This window comes from Psychrobacter sp. CX18, assembly GCF_057396215.1.
The window spans coordinates 30199-48119 of record NZ_JBXYJH010000001.1 but is presented as its reverse complement, the minus strand read 5'-3'; the positions used below and the strand labels follow the sequence as shown (position 1 = coordinate 48119).

Annotated in this window: 16 protein-coding genes and 1 tRNA gene; 7 read left to right on the top strand and 10 right to left on the bottom strand. The window is 40.8% G+C overall.

From position 1 onward, the window contains the following. Positions 1 to 163: 163 nt before the first annotated feature. A complete protein-coding gene (locus tag AC2SLT_RS00205; protein ID WP_486545201.1) occupies positions 164 to 877 on the bottom strand; it encodes a pirin family protein in 714 nt (237 codons plus the stop codon). A 335-nt stretch (positions 878 to 1212) separates the two neighbouring features. On the opposite strand from AC2SLT_RS00205, the gene AC2SLT_RS00200 reads away from it, so the two are divergent. After that, entirely contained in the window at positions 1213 to 1539 is a 327-nt protein-coding gene (locus AC2SLT_RS00200; protein ID WP_486545200.1) for a GNAT family N-acetyltransferase, read from the top strand. A gap of 156 nt (positions 1540 to 1695) precedes the next feature. On the opposite strand, the gene ycaC is transcribed toward AC2SLT_RS00200, so the two are convergent. The 3 genes from ycaC to AC2SLT_RS00185 form a co-directional block, all read right to left on the bottom strand. Then, a complete protein-coding gene (gene ycaC, locus AC2SLT_RS00195) occupies positions 1696 to 2346 on the bottom strand; it encodes an isochorismate family cysteine hydrolase YcaC (protein WP_486545198.1) in 651 nt (216 codons plus the stop codon). Positions 2347 to 2623: 277 nt separating this feature from the next. Further along, entirely contained in the window at positions 2624 to 3352 is a 729-nt protein-coding gene (locus AC2SLT_RS00190; RefSeq protein WP_486545197.1) for a YoaK family protein, read from the bottom strand. 261 nt (positions 3353 to 3613) lie between these two features. After that, on the bottom strand, positions 3614 to 4039 hold the full coding sequence (locus tag AC2SLT_RS00185) for a DoxX family protein (protein ID WP_486545195.1): 426 nt from the start codon (positions 4037 to 4039) through the stop codon (positions 3614 to 3616). A 495-nt stretch (positions 4040 to 4534) separates the two neighbouring features. Here AC2SLT_RS00185 and AC2SLT_RS00180 point away from each other — a divergent pair, with 495 nt between their 5' ends. Further along, entirely contained in the window at positions 4535 to 5479 is a 945-nt protein-coding gene (locus AC2SLT_RS00180; protein WP_486545193.1) for a LysR family transcriptional regulator, read from the top strand. Positions 5480 to 5541: 62 nt separating this feature from the next. On the opposite strand, the gene AC2SLT_RS00175 is transcribed toward AC2SLT_RS00180, so the two are convergent. Both AC2SLT_RS00175 and AC2SLT_RS00170 read right to left on the bottom strand, forming a co-directional pair. After that, entirely contained in the window at positions 5542 to 6819 is a 1278-nt protein-coding gene (locus tag AC2SLT_RS00175; protein ID WP_486545192.1) for an iron-containing alcohol dehydrogenase, read from the bottom strand. Between the two features lie 452 nt (positions 6820 to 7271). Continuing rightward, positions 7272 to 7362 (bottom strand) — tRNA-Ser (locus AC2SLT_RS00170). 544 nt (positions 7363 to 7906) lie between these two features. Between AC2SLT_RS00170 and AC2SLT_RS00165 the strand changes: the two genes are divergently transcribed. The 3 genes from AC2SLT_RS00165 to AC2SLT_RS00155 all read left to right on the top strand — a co-directional run bounded on the left by AC2SLT_RS00165 (position 7907) and on the right by AC2SLT_RS00155 (position 9944). Continuing rightward, the gene (locus AC2SLT_RS00165) at positions 7907 to 8803 is read left to right on the top strand and encodes a DNA/RNA non-specific endonuclease (protein ID WP_486545191.1); all 897 of its coding nucleotides are present in this window, start codon (positions 7907 to 7909) and stop codon (positions 8801 to 8803) included. A 126-nt stretch (positions 8804 to 8929) separates the two neighbouring features. Further along, complete coding sequence (locus tag AC2SLT_RS00160) at positions 8930 to 9268, top strand: hypothetical protein (RefSeq protein WP_486545190.1); 339 nt, start codon at positions 8930 to 8932, stop codon at positions 9266 to 9268. A 292-nt stretch (positions 9269 to 9560) separates the two neighbouring features. After that, positions 9561 to 9944, top strand: a complete 384-nt coding sequence (locus AC2SLT_RS00155; protein ID WP_486545188.1) for a DUF2147 domain-containing protein — start codon at positions 9561 to 9563, stop codon at positions 9942 to 9944. Positions 9945 to 10231: 287 nt separating this feature from the next. On the opposite strand, the gene AC2SLT_RS00150 is transcribed toward AC2SLT_RS00155, so the two are convergent. Beyond that, the gene (locus tag AC2SLT_RS00150; RefSeq protein WP_486545187.1) at positions 10232 to 12706 is read right to left on the bottom strand and encodes a neutral/alkaline non-lysosomal ceramidase N-terminal domain-containing protein; all 2475 of its coding nucleotides are present in this window, start codon (positions 12704 to 12706) and stop codon (positions 10232 to 10234) included. 101 nt (positions 12707 to 12807) lie between these two features. On the opposite strand from AC2SLT_RS00150, the gene AC2SLT_RS00145 reads away from it, so the two are divergent. After that, positions 12808 to 13464, top strand: a complete 657-nt coding sequence (locus tag AC2SLT_RS00145) for a YchJ family protein (protein ID WP_486545186.1) — start codon at positions 12808 to 12810, stop codon at positions 13462 to 13464. 157 nt (positions 13465 to 13621) lie between these two features. Here the strand turns inward: AC2SLT_RS00145 and AC2SLT_RS00140 are convergent, their stop codons facing one another. From AC2SLT_RS00140 to AC2SLT_RS00130, 3 genes are all read right to left on the bottom strand, one after another. Beyond that, positions 13622 to 14578 (bottom strand): class II glutamine amidotransferase, encoded by a 957-nt coding sequence (locus AC2SLT_RS00140; protein ID WP_486545184.1) that lies wholly within the window; start codon positions 14576 to 14578, stop codon positions 13622 to 13624. Beyond that, a complete protein-coding gene (locus AC2SLT_RS00135; protein WP_486545183.1) occupies positions 14579 to 14920 on the bottom strand; it encodes a putative signal transducing protein in 342 nt (113 codons plus the stop codon). Between the two features lie 209 nt (positions 14921 to 15129). Then, positions 15130 to 16383 (bottom strand): homoserine kinase, encoded by a 1254-nt coding sequence (locus AC2SLT_RS00130; RefSeq protein WP_486545181.1) that lies wholly within the window; start codon positions 16381 to 16383, stop codon positions 15130 to 15132. A gap of 723 nt (positions 16384 to 17106) precedes the next feature. Here AC2SLT_RS00130 and hisF point away from each other — a divergent pair. Then, positions 17107 to 17877, top strand: a complete 771-nt coding sequence (gene hisF / locus AC2SLT_RS00125) for an imidazole glycerol phosphate synthase subunit HisF (protein ID WP_486545179.1) — start codon at positions 17107 to 17109, stop codon at positions 17875 to 17877. Positions 17878 to 17921: the final 44 nt, after the last annotated feature.

Below are 17921 nucleotides of genomic sequence, written 5' to 3'. Positions count from 1 at the left end.
CGACTTCGTTAAAAATTGTAATACTATGTCAGGGTCTACTCGTAGCGATAGGTCACATTGCCGATACTTCAAGATATTGGGCTGATTTTGTCTATTAAACGGTTGTTATTGCACAAGACTGGTCTAAAATAAAGACTGTCTGAATTAGTTATCATTAAGTCGTTTATAGTGTTAGTGGCACATCCATCACCAAGACTTGTGCATTTTCTAGTACATCCATCGTAAAGCCTTTGGTATCAGAAATACCAAGGCCATCGCGGCCTTCTAAAACCTGACCATGAATCACGACTTTTCCAGAAATGACAAAGACGTACGCCCCATTAAGAGGACCGCGTATGCTATAAGTCGTGGTAACGCCTTTATCAAACTGTCCCACACTAAACCAAGCGTTTTGATGAATCCAGACACCTTGATCGTCAGGGAATGGGGACAGCACTTGGCTAAATTGATTTTGCTTAAGTAATTCAACTAAGCTGACTTGTTGATAGCGAGGTTTGACATCTAAGGTATTTGGCACTACCCAAATTTGTAAAAACTTAACTGGTTGCACATCATCGCCGTTCATTTCAGAATGGGTCACCCCTGTTCCAGCAGACATGACTTGAATGTCACCACTTTCAATAACCCCGTGGTTACCCATGCTATCGCCATGTTTTAACTTTCCAGACAGGGGAATACTAATAATTTCCATATTAGCATGTGAATGGTCGCCAAACCCCATTCCTCCATCAACATGATCATCATTGATCACGCGCAGTGCCCCAAAACCAACACGATCAGGATCATAATAATCCGCAAAGCTAAAAGTATGTTTACTTTTAAGCCAGCCATGATGAGCGCCCCCACGGGAGCTTGCCGCATGATAAACGGTTTTCATATTTAATCCTTAACCGGACGTTTATTTTATATTAATAAAACTTAACTAATAAGTATTAAAATTTAATATAGCTACATAATAAGGGTTTATACAAATTTTTCAAGTCCTTAGTATGTTAATGATTTAACAGATTATTTTATAGAGTTTTAGGTAGCTACACATCATCACTAGACGTTAGAGCGTTCAATAGCTATTATGAGTTAGTAAATGGGTTAATAAACCTGAAATAGCTTTAATAGCTTTAATATTTATGTTGCTAAAAAAGCAAATAAAGCAAATAAAGTGAATAAAGCAAATAACACTGAGCATTTAACTAAATAAAAAAGAGTATCACTATGACCAATAATGAACACCCTAAATACGATGTCGTTGATAATAAAGAAGCCAAACGCTTTGAGATTCATGTGGATGGACATGTCGCCTTTGAGGACTATGACTACTTTACAACCAGTGCGGGCGAAAAGGGTATTGCCTATTTACATACCGAAGTGCCAAAAGAGCTTGGTGGACGCGGAATAGCAGGATATTTGGTAAAGTATCTTTTAGACTATGCCGCTGACAATAATTTACGGGTTAAGCCAATCTGCCCTTATGTTAAGGCCTATATAGACAAGCATCCTGAGTATCAAGATAATTCTGTGTTTCACAATGCAACGCCATAAGGCGTGATTGTTCGCCTAAACGGACCAAATGCTCTCGCTAATTAAATGAAAAATGCCACATCTCATCAGATGTGGCATTGTCGTTTTTGATGCTAAAACAATGATGTCTTTTTTAACTACTCTCTGTATCGGCTAAGCGAGTTAACCTTATACGTCTTATTTCTTGCCAGTTAACTTGTTATAGCTGTCAATAAGAGGGGCATAGGCAGGAATGTTTTCATAGAATAATTGAGTATAACCTTCCATATCCTCACGCCAGTCACGACGTAATTCATTAGACATTGCAAACCATGGCATCAGTTGCGCGCCAGCTTGTTGCATACGTAACCATGCAGAGTGACGGTTAATTTCGTTGAATGTACCTGATGCATCCGTGATAACGAACACCTCATAGCCTTCTTCAAGCGCTGCTAGGGCAGGGAATGCAACACATACTTCGGTAACAATACCAGCAATGATAATTTGCTTGCGACCTGTTTTCTTAACCGCTTTTACAAAGTCAGGGTTGTCCCAAGCACTAATTTCGCCTGGACGCGCAATATATGGCGCTTTAGGAAACTTTTCCTTAAGTTCTGGCATGATAGGACCATTTGGACCGTCTTCAAAGCTGGTCGTCAAGACTACTGGCAGATCAAAATATTCGGCACAATTGGCTAGTGCCATAACATTGCTTTTGAATTCTGCAGGTTCAATATCACGCACTAAAGACAAAAGGCCTGCTTGATGGTCGACAAACAAGACCACGGCGTCATCTTTGTTTAAGCGATTATAAGTATATTTTTGACTATCCGATTTAGAGCTAAACATAAAAATATCCTTCGTTATAAGTTATTTTAATTTAAACAAATAAGAAAATAAAAATGTATCGAAACAATGATTATTACTAAATAGTACTTAATAAAATAGTTCTAAAAACCATTAAAACTTAAAGTTCCAATACAGATTTAGAATAGCATTGGCTAATTTAATGACCTTATAAAGTTGGTATTGTTTAGTAATGGGTTTGTAAGTTATGTATGAATTATCACAATTATTTAACCATACTAAATAAAAACCTGTCATAAAACGTAGATCTGTTGACTGCTTAAGACTCGCTATACATATTCTGCAGCTTAAGATACTGGACATTGCGAGTTTTTAAAGCAAGATATAGTATGGCAATGATAAAAGGTGCAATCGACCAAAAACCAATATATAAATACAAAACAGCACCGGCAAATGCACCGAAAACAAAACTAAATACCACAGTTGAGCTGTACTTTAAGCTATCCATATTACATTGGGTGCGGTTAAAGACATAATCTGACAGATCCATTCCAAACTGAGTGGTATTACCTGTCATTAATAGAGTTGGGCGGGTTTTACCCATGACGGTTCTGTTTGCTGTGTTACGAATAGCAAACGCCATCAAACCTAAGAAACCTGTAATCGCAACATCCCACGCACCGGCAGTATCGAAGGGGCCAAACACTAAAGCGGAAATCATAAAGGCGGTTAAAAATGCAACTTCTGCAAACAATAGTTGGCTTAAGATCGGTTGACCTGATTGTCTTAGGTGAATAATACGCTGAGTGATCATAACGGTAATGATAAATACCGGTAAGGCACCAAGTTTTATCCATAGGCCTTTATCGTCTTTAACCATACCTGCACCAGCCATCACTAAGTTTCCTGTGACATGATTGGTGAAGAAGCCTAGCAAGGCAACAAAGCCTATCGTATTAATGGCACCGCCCACAAGGGTAAGTAAAATGGTAGACTCAAAGCGCTTCCACCAGCCCTGGTGTGCTTCGGGGTTTGAAGTAGTGCTCATGTTACTCTCCTATAAACTCGACTAGTTTATTAGCCAAGTGTGTCAAATACATCTCAAATACATCTTAGTTCGCTCAGAACTGACACCCTAATCATCTTATAAAGTTAAATTTGACTGTTAAAACGTGACCCTAACAAAGCGATCATTTAGCACGCAAAAAAAGACGACTGATATCAACCATGTCAATATCAGTCGTTTATAGTAGCTTAAAAGTCAGAAAATTATACTATATATTGTTAGATATATAGAAAGGTGTCGCTATTAAAGGGTGCGTGTTGGGCGACGATCATAGTCTTCTGGATAGGTGTATTTATCTTTATCGACTGATAAAGCGCCAGGGCCATGGCCTGCAATCATTAAGAAACCACCAGCAATAGCTAGGTTTTTCATAAAGTGCATCATTTGGTTTTGATCAGCAAAATCAGCATGGAATATGACAGCAGATGCGATGGTGAAAATAGCAAGGATCAAGGCAATCCAGCGTGCTTTAAACCCGACAAGAACAGCAATACCACCTAATATTTCTAAAGCAATGACCAAAGGAAGTAATCCTCCAGGCACACCCATAGATTCCATATAACCTTGCGTACCTTCATAGCCAGATATTTTTGACCAACCTGACATGATAAATAGTACGACTAATAATAGACGGCCTAATGGAGCAGCATAACGAAGTGCATTGTTCATAAGGTTCTCCTAACGTTAATTAATGTACATCAGTTTTTGTTTATTGTTTATACCTTTACTCTTGTGGTGCTATACTAATTGTTGACGCAGAAGAAATAAACCACTCAAATTGCAAATGATAATTCAGATTTTGAGAACAATAGCATTTAGTTTACCTTCAAAGTTACTAAATCCCTTTTGATGGTTAATACCTTCTCTATAAAATTACCTGTCTCTCAGACACGTTGAACCTACTATTTGCTGAGTTCGCTCTTGCCTTCATCGATAAGATAATATCTAGATATGGTAGACAATATTTTCGGTAGTGTGCTTTTAAAGTTCTCTTCAAAACATTCTTCAACGCCAATTAATCAGGACATAAGAATATCCAGTTTATTTGAGTTACAGAGTAGTACTAAGGTTGTTATTTGGTTAATAACAGAATCTGAGAGACTATAACAGGCTTGTATTAAATTTTTTTTAAATAGCATTAAAGGTTGGACTGCGAGGAGTGGTATGGGACAGTTAGAAGATATGTCGCTGTTTGTGCGTATCGTGGAGGCGGGCAGTATTACTAAAGCTGCCGAACAATTGGATATCGCAAAATCGGCAGTGAGTCGCCGTCTAAAAGATCTAGAAGATCGATTAAAAACTCAGCTTATCAACCGCACTACGCGTAACTCGACCTTAACGGAAGCCGGTGAGCAGTATTACCAACAGGCACGCATTATTCTTGGTGATGTGGCGGTGCTTAATGAAGAAATTAGTGGCGTCAAGGCCCACATTGAAGGTACGTTGAAAATAACGGCGCCATTGTCATTCGGATTGATGCACCTTAGTGATATCATTGACAGCTACGCTATTCAGCACCCAAACTTAGATTTTGAATTGGACTTTTCAGATAGGCGAGTGGACTTGATCGAAGAGGGGTATGAGCTGGCTATTCGTATTGGAGAGCTTAAGAACTCAAGCTATCAAGCAAGACGCCTCACGGTCATTCGGTATGTTTTATGTGCCAGTCCAGACTATATTGCACAAGCAGGTATGCCCAAATCTTTAGCGGACTTGCAACAGCATTCTTTTTTACAATATGGGTTTAACAAACAAAACAGCTTGGTATTAATCGATTCAGAAGGCAAGTCGCACAAAATAGACACGACATCAAAGATGAAGGCCAATAATGGTGACTTTTTGATAAAAATGGCAGTAAAAGGTCAAGGTATTGCCTTTTTACCAACCTTCATTGCCTATGAGACGATCGCTAGTGGTGAGTTGATACCTTTGATGACGCAGTACAAACTCCCTACGTTAAATGCTTATGCCGTCTACCCTAAGAATAAATTTTTATCACAGCGTTGTCGCTGTTTTATCGATTTTATCGTTGAGCAAATAGGGGATGAACCCTATTGGGATCAACTAGCTTTTGATAACGCAAGTTTTAGCAGTGCAAGCTTCAAATAATGCAACAGCTTAATTTCAGTTTAGTCAGTAAAACACTAATCGTTAGAACGGCGACTGTAGCCTTAAGTTTCGCTTGCAGCTTTAATTTTGTTAAGGATATTGATAATCTGTAAAGCCGTGAGATATCTAGGGACGGCATATGTATCACGAACTTCTTTAGCAGCAGCTTTGGCAATTTTCTTAAAGTCACTACTTTGCATACCCTTAACGGTATTATCTATATTCAACTCTTTGATTAAAGTGCTGACATGCTCGATAAAATAGTCGGCCAAATCACGATCATCTACTTTTGCGCCAGTCGTATCGATAATGCCCGTTATTTTAGCTAAGTGAGCAAGCCTTGTTTTACTGACCTCTCGATTGATATCAAGTATATAAGGCAACACAATGGCATTCGCACGACCGTGGGGTACACCATAATAAGCCCCTAACTGGTGAGCAATAGCATGCACATAACCTAAGCCCGCTTTATTAAAGGCTATACCACCGTAGTGGGCAGCAATACCCATGTGTTCCCGTGCCTTCAGGTCATTCCCATCTTTATAGGCAAGGGGTAGATACTGCATCACCGTTCTGGTGGCAGAGGCGGCATAATAGTCTGTCTCACTACTGGCGTTCACACTCATCCACGCTTCTAGCGCATGAGTCAGAACATCAATACCCGTATCCGCTGTGATATGAGGGGGCATACCTTGCATAATAGTCGGATCTATCGCGGCAGCTAAAGGCACCATTCTTGGGTCTATTGAAATGGATTTTTGATGCGTCTTATCATCTGACACTACGGCGCCAAGCGTCGCTTCCGAGCCAGTGCCTGCAGTAGTCGGGATACAATATAGCGGCATACATTTTGAAGCTTTTAGCAATCCCATCAGCTTTTGCGGCTTACGCTTTGTGGCTTGACTGATGGCCAAAATTTTGGACGCATCGATGACAGAGCCGCCACCTAACGCTAAGATTGCATCGCAGTTATGGTTTATCGAGTGATTTAGACCTTCTTCAACCACACTGAAAGTCGGATCTGGTGTGATGCCATCATACAGATGATAGTCAACATTATGCTCTTTTAAATACTGAGTTATTTTGTCAGGGATACCCAAATTGTTTAAAACAGAATCGGTCACAATCAAGATATTTGTGGCGCCTTCATTAATCATCATATCGCAAAGCTCGAAGCACGATTGTTCACCTATAAAGAGTTGCGGTCTAGGTATAGGTACTACCATGGCAAATGCTTGCAAGGCTTTGGCGCGAGTTTTGGCAATAGCAAGATAGCCGGTATGGTTTAAGGTACGTGGAGATAGTGATTTTAGGGTACTAAGAGGCTTAATTGCTGGCATGTAAAAGTCCTTTTAACGCTGCGTGCAGGGTATTTGCTTGCGTGTCAGAAAATGGTGAGTATCAAATAGCATTTAGCTCTGAGGCCTGACTACCTGTATTAAGATAGATCAAAAATTAAATGATTTAAAAGTCTTAGATAAATCAATATTTTAATAGGCGCTCTTTCATTGAGTATGCTTAATCAAAGGATATAGTAATTCTTATAACAGAACAACAAAAAACGTAACTAGACAGTATAATGCAGCGCGGTACAAGTCCACCTGATTAAAAAGAGCCTATCACACCAATTAACGCGGGCGAGAATAGCATAGTAGCTGCGACGTTCTTACCCGTAACTTTATGTTCTTTAAAGATTAAAAATACTGAGGAATATTGGCAAGGCAATACAGTATTGGCATGACACTATGCAATATAGGGGGAAGGGGATATAGAATAAAGCGAAAAACAAAATTGGCGGTGAAGGAGGGATTCGAACCCTCGATACGCTATTAACGTATACACACTTTCCAGGCGTGCGCTTTCGACCACTCAGCCACTTCACCGTTTTGAGCGATATAGTATACCTAAAGGCAAGTCAAATGTCATCCTTAGCGATCCGTTTTATTTATTGTCGGTAATTCGACCTATATTGACTCTATATTTTCACATTTTGTTCGACAAATCTGAGCATTGAGTGCGTCACCAAATGACGTTTAATTGTACTCAAAGCTTTACACTTGCTATAACCATTGGTAGCATGACCTTCTTTTGCCTTTATTGACCAGCGCTATCTTATTAAAAACAAAGTTTTTTTTGATAATTTATGACATATAACGCATATAGCTGGCACTTATAATCAAGGCGTAAAAGCAGCAGTTAACAGTAGGTAACTTGGTCAAAGTAGAGGCGGTAAACGTGGTAAGTGGTCATGACCAAACAATGCGATATAAAGTTCCCTTAATCTTAATGTCCTTATTAATAGTACGATTTTTAAAAATACCTTTATTAATACCTATATTTTTAATGCTTTTATCAGTAATCATGAGGGTATTAATAGCTGGGTTAATGGCTCTAAAGGCGGTGGTGTATTTACCTAAAGCGTCTACAATGAGCTTTCACAGAGTGTTACCGTTTTGTTTAGCATTAATGAGCAGTACGGGTCTGTCTACAGGGGCGTGGGCAACAGATTTTAGAGACTGTGATCAAAACTTTTATGCTGCCACGGCACCAGATTATATCGACGACAGGGTCATCAAACGAAGTGTCCCCTTGTGCTTTGAAGGCTTTGCTACTTTATACTCAGGCGTATCGCGCACCCCGCTGTGGTCAGCTGAACACATTACACGGAAACGACTTGATCAAGCAGAGGAAATTCCAAGAGAGGACAGCTTTCATAGTGAAAGCAGACTGCCTGAGTCTCTAAGGGCAGAAATATCAGACTACAAAAACTCAGGATTTGATCGAGGGCATCTGGCACCTAATGCAGATATGGCCAATACTCGTCAGCAATATGACAGCTTTAGTCTTGCCAATATCGTGCCGCAATCTCCTAAAAATAACCGATATGTCTGGCGAAATATCGAATCAGTTACCCGATATTTAACTAAAAAATACGGTGAGGTTTACGTCATAACGGGTGTGGCGTTTAAAGGCAGTAAGCTGACTCAGTTACATGATCGAGTCTTGGTACCGACACATATGTTTAAAGCCATATTTATTCCTGCTACAGGTGAGGCGGGCGCCTATTATGCGCCTAATGATGATAGCGAGCGCATAGAAGTTATTAGTATTGATGAGCTCGCTCTGCGATCTGGTATTGATGTTTTTCCCTCTATTGCTTCAGAATCTAAAGCAGTCGCCATGGCATTGCCCACAAGCGTCAGTGATATTACTGATAGAGACAGTAGCACTAAAAGCTCTAATCAAGTAGATGATGAGCCTCTTTGGTATCTTGTTTTGATTGAAATCTTACGTTGGATTGTTGATAATTTTTTGTCAAAATAACCGTTTAGATAATGACGCATAAAGCACAGGTTCTTGGTAATATGGATATGACTTGTAATTTTGAGGACTTTTATCCTGTACTTTTTATGGATACTTATATTGATGCGCAATTAAGGGATATGCATTATGAAACATCCAGACATTCCAGACAATAAGACTGAAAACAATCCAAGCTTTGAGACAATAGCATTTTTGCCTTATCAAAATGACCATCAAAGTATGCAGATAGGGGAGTTGGTGTTTGAGAACCAAACAGATAAAGTCACTGTCTATGGGGATATAGATATTATTAAAAGTGAAGCAGGATTAGAGCAAGCGTTAAAGCTTCAGCACGTTTTTCAAGCGATAGTCGATGAGTTACAACAGGCAAAGACCGCGGGAAACCTTCACGATACGGCAACAAAAGAGTCTATTGTAAGCGAGCAGACGCAAACCAGTAAGAAGATAGACAATCCGTTTTCATAACTCTTACACTAAAAAAAGGTAAGGGCAATAGTTTGTTGATTTAGTGCTTTTTTTTGATAAAATTATCGTTATAATCAATTATAGCTTTCATGGCAGATAAATAAAAAAATATCTTGACCGCTCTACCTTGAGCCTCTAAGATATCCAAACCATGAATTACGACATAATAGATTAGCTGCTAATTATTTAGATAATTATTTAGACAACTTTCAATTTTAAGCTAATCTCTCTTATGGCTTGTATTTAGTTTTAAGTACTCAAGTTAACATTTTCTCTCGAAAGGAATCGCATTATGAAATTATTAAATCAATCTGTTTTAGCTCTTTCAGCTCTAGGTCTTGCAACAGTCGCTATGGCTGCTGATCCGTTAGCCAATACGACTTGGCAAACGTATGACGATGGTGAGCCAAAAGCGCTTATCAAAATTACTGAGTCTGGTGGTGCCTTAACGGGTAAAATCATCTCTACTAACCGTGCTGAAGGTAAAAAGTATGTTGGTCGCACGGTGATCTCAGGTTTGAAAGCTGATGGTGGTGGTAAGTATAGTGGTGGTAAAATCACTGATCCAGAAAACGGTAAAACATATCGCTTAACTGCGACGCTAAGTGGTAATACTTTAAAACTTAAAGGTCACTTAGGTCCATTCTCACGTAGCCAAACGTGGAAAAAGAAATAAGTTAATCTAAAATCGTATGCTTGAAGTGTATGACTAATAGCTCATACATAACTCAACTACTATAAGCGATTAAAGACACCTTATTATAAGAAGCCAGACTTTAGAAGTCTGGCTTTTTTTGTCTGTTAGCTATTCTATAAATTAGTTATGCTATAAATTAGTTATTCTATACATTAGTTATCCTATAAATTAGCTTTGCTATAAATAAGTACGGTATCAATTAATGGGTGGGTGGTTCTAATAGTACTTATCTTTTAAACCTAGTCTTAGTAGACCTTAGCCGTGACTTATCGAACCTCAAAAGAGCGTGATCGACCCGAATAAGGGGTGATGGTATCGTCCCAACCGTTTTTCCAATCGCCTTGATGGACAATACGGTAGGTGCCAGTGGGCGTCTTATCAGAGATTCGCCACTCAATCGTAACCCTACTATACGCAACCCCTTCACGTTGCCAATGGTAGGTGGTATCGAAGTCTCTATCGGTAAGATAATCTACCCACTGTCCATTTATTAAGCGTTGTACCTTTAAAAAGGTATCTTCGGTACGCAGATTATTTTTTGGATGGGCGCCACGGAACACAACGTGAGCGGTCTCGCCTTTTTGATAGCTCAGTTTGGGCGGTGTTAGTACTTGTCCCCAGTGTTGATGTATCGGCTTGTCATCGTAGAGTACCCCTGGTCTTTCAGCAAACTTTTGAGCAGAACGATCAGGTGGTGCAATAGCGCTGTCTATATCAGTATCTTCTCGTATCGCTTGCGCCAACTGGGTATATTCTTGGATAAAGGCATTACTTTGATAGGGCCCATACTCGGTGGATGCCCCTTCATAATGCTGTAAGGCGTACTCTTCAGGCGTTGTTATATAACCTGTATAGTTATTAGCGAGACCGTTTACTATTACCGTATCTACTCCTATTGGTTTTAATTGTTCAAGTACCGCAGAGCGTAGATGCCGTCCTACCATTGTGGTAGGTTCACCTGGTATGGCGACAATAGCAAGATTGCCAATGCGCATCAGTTGCACCGGTTGTTGGCTAGTGACCCAGCCCCATTGCCCCGTCGGAAGTAAGACTGGCTTTTGTGCCTGACAGTCATCTTGATTGACTGACGATACAAGGCTAAAAGCACCTCGGGTAACACTGCCGACAACAGAAGTATCTACTTTATTGACGCTATCAGAGATGCGTAAGGTATCACGAGTCATTCCTTCATATATGCCAGGGATATTTGAGGGACCATTTTCAGCACCCGCTGCAAAAGAATAGCCACGTGCAGGTAGGCATAACGTCTTGTTACCAGCGCCATCTGTAAATTTAGCATCAACCTGATAGCCATTTAAGTCGATCCAACGCGAGCGAGTCGACACAGAACCTGATACTAGTCGTCCCTTGTCCCACAGATCAAGCGCCTTGTTAAGCTGGAGTGATCCATCACGGACGACATTATCCCACTCATTATCACTGCCTTCAAAACCAGGAGCTGAGTTGGCATTACCCCCTGCAGCTACCACATCCCCTTCATCAGCATTGGCGAAAGCGGCAACAAACGGATGCCCATAGCGCTGAGCCATAGAGGATTCGATACCGAGCTGAGCCACCCCTTTGTTGTCTGCGCTCAAATATTCGAATTGGTTACTAAAGCTGGTCGGATGTATCGCAAACCAGTTGATCAGACCTAAAGGCGTGCCATCTAGGGCGTCGAGGCGCAATTGGGTCATCAGCTCATTGACGTTGCTATCGTATTGCTTGGCATCAGGATTCATATTATAGGCGGATACTGAGCGATTTTTCGTAGCGCCTTGCAGTTTATCTTGAGCTATAGATAAGGTACCTGGGGTCAATGAGTGATGAGCACGCTCAATTGAAGTGACAATACCGTCAACTATGGCGTTAAAGTTTTGGCTACTATAGCCGGCACCGGTGTCGTCTTTACTGGCAATTTGATACAGTCTTTGATGAGAGTAGCCAGCATTGCCGACATGGGTATGGGTGGCCGTAAGCATGACATTACTATCGGTGTAAAGCGTGCCATATTTTGTGTGTAGCTTTTTAATGACGGCTTGTTTCACGGCAGTGAACATGGCGCCCATGTCTGCTGAAACATAAACCACACGATGCTCTGATGGATTATCTTTGTCGTTATCTTTGTCAATATTGGAATAGGTTTTTGAATTATAATGTGCGTCTGAATTAACCTTAGCGCCTGAGTCATGAGTAGTGTCTACATGATGACTTTGTTCAGACTGTAGCGACTGATGTGAGCTTGAGTTGTCTTCTGCAATAATAAAAGCATGCGCATATAAACGGTCGTTAAGACCCTCAACCACCTGTTCAGCAGCATAACCAAACATGCCTGTCTCAGCGGCAGCTCCAGTAATATCTGCTTTACCAGCACCAATTAAGTACTGGGTTGCTCTAGGCTTAGGTGTACTAGTCTCAGAGGCATTTGATTTAGAGGGATTGAAAGTAGAGGAGGGTGTGGTGTGGCTAGGTAAAGCTTCATATGATTGTTGGTCAAACGCTGCATTGTCAGGCTCTACTAGGTGAGGCTGTATTTTGTTAGGTGCTATTTTGTCAGGTGCTATTGGATAAGGCGCGCTGTCTTTGGATGTATTGATATTAGAGGCAGCAATAGCATTGTTGAGAGAGCCATCAAGGAGAAGGTTAGCAGTATCGTTAAACGGGTCTTGTGTCTCGTTTAGTGCTGTATAACACGCAGTGGTAAGAGCAAGTGCGCTATAACAAAGTGTATTTAGTAGCATAGTAACCGTCTCAGTTTTGTCTAACGACCCTAGTATCTGTTAGAGTTTCGTCAATGATAATGAATCGATGGTTTTATCAACATCGTTTAGAGGCTTAAAATATGATATCCAAAATCTGTCCCTGTCGCATACAGCTGACTGAGCCAAACACTCAACGTTTTGAGTCTACTACGCCCAAATCTAGTCAGAAGAGTCATGCTCTAAGAGCTCTAGACTCGAAATTAGATAAACCAAATAGTCAACTTACCTATAGTGAGTGCTGTCAGCCGTTACATGAGGGTAGGGAAGTCGCCGAAAGTGCTGAAGCCTTAATGCGCTCTCGTTATTCGGCGTTCGTCTTAGCATTCACCGACTATATCGTGTCTACGACAGTGCCTGCTCAGCAAGCATATCTTGATAGGTCAGCAATTCAGGAATGGGCGTCACAAACCGATTGGGCCGGCTTACAAATAGTGCATCACGGCCTAAAGCTTGGCAAGCGTCATGCTCAAGTCGAGTTTAAAGCCTATTATCATGACTTACAGTCTGGTCAATCTGTGCTCTTAGCCCATCATGAGCGGTCCACATTTGTCAAACTAAAAGCGGGGCAAGGGGTGGCAACTACCATCGAACAATTATCAACACCATCCACAGCGCCATCCAAAGCAAAATGGTATTTTTTAGACCCAACTGTCCCAATTCGCCTGACTCAAAAACAGCCATGTCTTTGTGGTTCAGGCGAAAAGTTTAAGCGCTGCTGTCGCCAGTATCTGTTATAAGACGCTTAGGGTCTATTAGGTATGAAGGGTTAGCATAGGGTGTATAGCGATAGAGCTCACAATTATTGTGTTGCATATCTTGTGTTGCGTGACTCTTAACGATAATAGCAAACAATATAACCGCCAATGTATAACTGCCAATAATCAACAATTGATTTTAAAGGCTTGCCCCAACGTCGCGCGCTATGGCGATACCTTCTTCAATGGTTAAATATTTGCGTAAGCTTGGTGTATCTTGGAACAGGATATCACCGTCACGAAATACCAAGCACTCATTGACCGCTAATTGTTGCCACTGTTCATTTTCAGTTAAAGGAACGGTTACCAAAATAGTGACTTTGTCTTTATCGGTCGTGACATCACTAAAATTAATTGATAAGTCATCATCGGCAAGCTTAGCTTCACCAAACGGCGCCTTACGTGTTAGATAAAATAATAACGAATTGGCATAAGCCAGTTGCCAGTCTCCATTAGATAACAAACAGTTAAAGAGCCCATTAGCCGCTAAATAACGACATTGAGCGGTCAAAAATTTAAACAGCTCTTCGTCCGAAGGTCGCTTTTTATAAGTCGATTTCAAACGATTAATAAGGTAACAAAAGGCAGCTTCTGAGTCTGTGGTACCGACTGGGCGGCAATACTCACTATTACCATTATCCTGTAAACGCTGACAACGCTTAATAAAACCTTCGGTCATTTGCCCATTATGAGCGAACACCCACTGCTCGCCCCACACTTCACGAACGAAGGGGTGGGTATTAGCCAGACAATTCGTTCCTTGAGTAGCTTTGCGAATATGAGCTACTACATTTAATGCTTTGATAGGATAGTTTTTTATCAATTCAGCGACAGGCGACTCAAAGCTAGGCTTATCATCGTGAAAGACTCTAAGCCCACGGCTGCGATTTTTGGCGGTGTTAGCCTTATCAATCTCAGTAGAGTCAGTATCATTCGTGTCAGCGTCTGCATAAGTTGTACACCTATTCGGCTCAAAGAAGGCAATCCCAAAACCATCGTTATGATGGTCTGTATTACCACCTCGGTGCTGAAAACCCGAAAAACTGAATCCAATGTCTGTCGGAGTGTTGGCATTCATGCCTAATAACTGACACATTTATAACTCACCACCTTGGTCTCTAAATGGCTGATTAACATTGGTCTGATCAGACTCATTTTCTAAGCGACTGTTTAACTCACTGTCTAAGCCATTGTTTAAGTTATCGTCTAATTCGTTGGCAATAGGATCTTTATCAATATTATCTAAGATTTGTTTTGCGGTCTCTAAATCATCATTTTTAACCCAAATGACACTGCCTGAATTCATGCCAGGTATGGCACTTAACGTTTGTACAGACACAGGGATACCATTATTCTTTAATAAGTTGGCATGCAGTTCACCCTGAATATTGGTGTCATAGCTAGCCAGCTTATGCCAGTCATCAATGTGGTCGCTCATTATATTTTCCTTTTGGCAAATCAGGACCAGTCGTGCAGATCATTGATTTTGATTAATATATTTAGTCGATAGTAACGTTTGATCATAAACATCAGAGTCTGAGCAAATAGACCTTACACTTTGCAAATTGACTATCTAATATTTGATTATTGTTTCACGTGAAACAAACCTTTCATTAAAAGAAGACTCTAAGTTAAAACAAACTAGGCTTAAGAGTCACTAAATCCAGAAGACCAATTGATCTCGCCTAAAGGGTAGGCATCAATATGAAAGCCATTCGGATAATTTTTAAAGCTTGGTTTGTCTTTAACTTTTTCTATCGCAGCCCGCGCTTGACCCTCACTAGTGAATATTCCAACGAGAGAACAATCCTCAAGGATATCATCCCTATTGTCATTTTTGAAGCGGGCATGTTCTAGCACATAGACCGTCTGCTGTTGATGACGTAATTTTTCTACCTCACCCCAATGATAAGCGGCTAAACGCTTCATCAAGTCTGGGTTTTTCACCATGATATTATCGCCAGTACGACCTTGCTCACGGTTATAATAAATCACATTTAAGCGTAGTAACCAAAAAGTAACTGCAGCCATAGCCAGCATAGTAGGCATGGCCGCTTGCTCTGCTTCATTTAAGGGACGTATACTTTGATAGCCATCAATAAAGGCGTTCATTTTTTGGGTGTTAAAGTTGACCGACTCACCATCACCCGCATCGCCCCATGTGGTACAAAAGTCATTAATGGTAATGGCAATATCCATCACATAATGTTCAATGCTAACCTCAGTAAAATCAAGCAAGCCGGTTAGCTGTTCCTTACCTTCACTAAGATCCCATAAGGTATTATCGGCAAACATGTCTAAATGACACAACCCTTGCGGTAAGCTTGATAAAGGCAAAGTCTCATAGCTTTGCCAGATATCTTGCATCAGTTTGGCTTCATCGGCTGGCATAAACTGAATTTCGCGATCACGCACTTCATGCCAAGGATACAAAGGGACTTCATAGTCTTCAGCGGGTGTCAAACTCTGAAGGCTGTTGTGCAATGTGGCCAACGCCTTTCCCATTTTGTAACACATGTTAGCGGTGGTAATGGTCGGATGGCTACCAGATAAGCAGGGCACTAATGTAATGGCTTTACCTTCATAATGGATCAAATAATCATCAAAGTCTTCAGCTTTCTCTTTAGCTTCATTGGATTGTTTGGCTAAGGGGGCTGCAACAGGTAGCGTGCCTTTAAGACGATTTAGGATAGCTGCCATTTTGGCGATATCAGAAGGGGGACGCTCCTCAAATAAGGTAAATACATACGAGTACTCACCGTCATCATCTTCTGTGGTTTGGATAAACCAGTTTGAGTTTTTGATGCCTTGAGTGATGGGAATGGCCTTGGCAAATGACACCCCAAAGGTTTGGCAAAAATCAGTAAATTGGTCATGAGACAGATGGGTATAAACAGACATGAGTTTCTCTTATGGGGCTATTAAAGATGAGTAATACCAAATCTATAAAATAATCTACCCTTGATAGAGTCGGGCAGGCTCATTATATGGACTGTGTGTCGCATTGGCATTCGCCTTCTTCGATAGGTTAATTTCAAGATTTGGTATCAATTGTTTAAAGGTTTTTATTTTAGAGTGTTGTTAAAAATATTTAGATAAATAATTTGAAGATTATATAGCATATTCATACTCTCATTATATACTTAAGCTGACAAGGGGCATTTCACTCAATAATTAGTCTTAAGTGTGACGTATGATGCGTTTGATTGCATTGATGTTATCTTATTTTAAACACTGTTTTATAAAAGCAATGTTAAAAAAGCTATGGTATAAAAACTGTGTTATAAAAGGTGCCCTGAATAATAGGGTCGGTGTATGACATCTATTAAAGAACTATTTTAAATAAATGGACTATTTTTAGCCACTAGATACCTACCCACCACCCACCAAGGCTAATACCTTTTCTATAAAATAACCTATCTTTGTCAGGCTCACTAAACCTACTATTTGTAGCGTTTGTATTCGCCTTTCTCGATAGGTTGATTTATAGATTTGGTATAAGTTGAGGTATCACTCAATTTTAGCAAAAATCGAGTGTTTAATTTTGCTAAAATGCGGCAATAGAATACTAATAAGCTAAACGTTAACCAAGATGAATGTCATCGAACTCATAAGGCGCAACCGATGTTAGCAAAACGAATTATTCCATGTTTAGATGTTGATAATGGCCGTGTGGTAAAAGGGGTGCAGTTTGTCGATATTAAAGATGCAGGCGATCCAGTAGAAGTGGCTAAGCGTTATAATGAGCAAGGAGCAGACGAGATTACCTTTCTCGACATTACCGCCACTCACCATGGGCGAGAAACCACGTATGACATGGTCGAGCGTATTGCTGAAACGGTATTTGTCCCTCTTACTGTTGGCGGCGGCGTTCGTAAGCTTGAAGATATTCGGAACTTATTAAATGCTGGGGCGGACAAAGTTGCCATCAATTCAGCCGCGGTGTTTACGCCTGATTTTGTGGGAGAAGCGGCCGCTAAGTTTGGCAGTCAATGTATTGTGGTGGCGATTGATGCGAAGCGAGTAGAGGATATCGATGGCCAGCCAAGATGGGAGATATTTACGCACGGCGGGCGTAAACCAACAGGAATAGATGCCGTTGCTTGGTCAGAAAAAATGGCAGACTTGGGTGCAGGCGAGCTATTGGTTACCTCAATGGACGGCGATGGCACCAAAAAAGGCTATGACCTAGCACTTATGAAAGCCATCACTAGCCGTGTCAATATCCCAGTGATTGCCTCGGGCGGTGTGGGCAACTTGCAGCATTTGGCCGATGGGGTGCTCGAAGGCGGTGCGGATGCAGTATTGGCAGCCAGTATCTTTCATTTTGGTGAGTATACCGTCAGTGAAGCAAAACAGTTTATGGCAGAACAGGGCATTGAGATGCGTCTTTAAGCCATTTTCGTCATTGAAACGTCTGTTTACCAGAGATGTATATC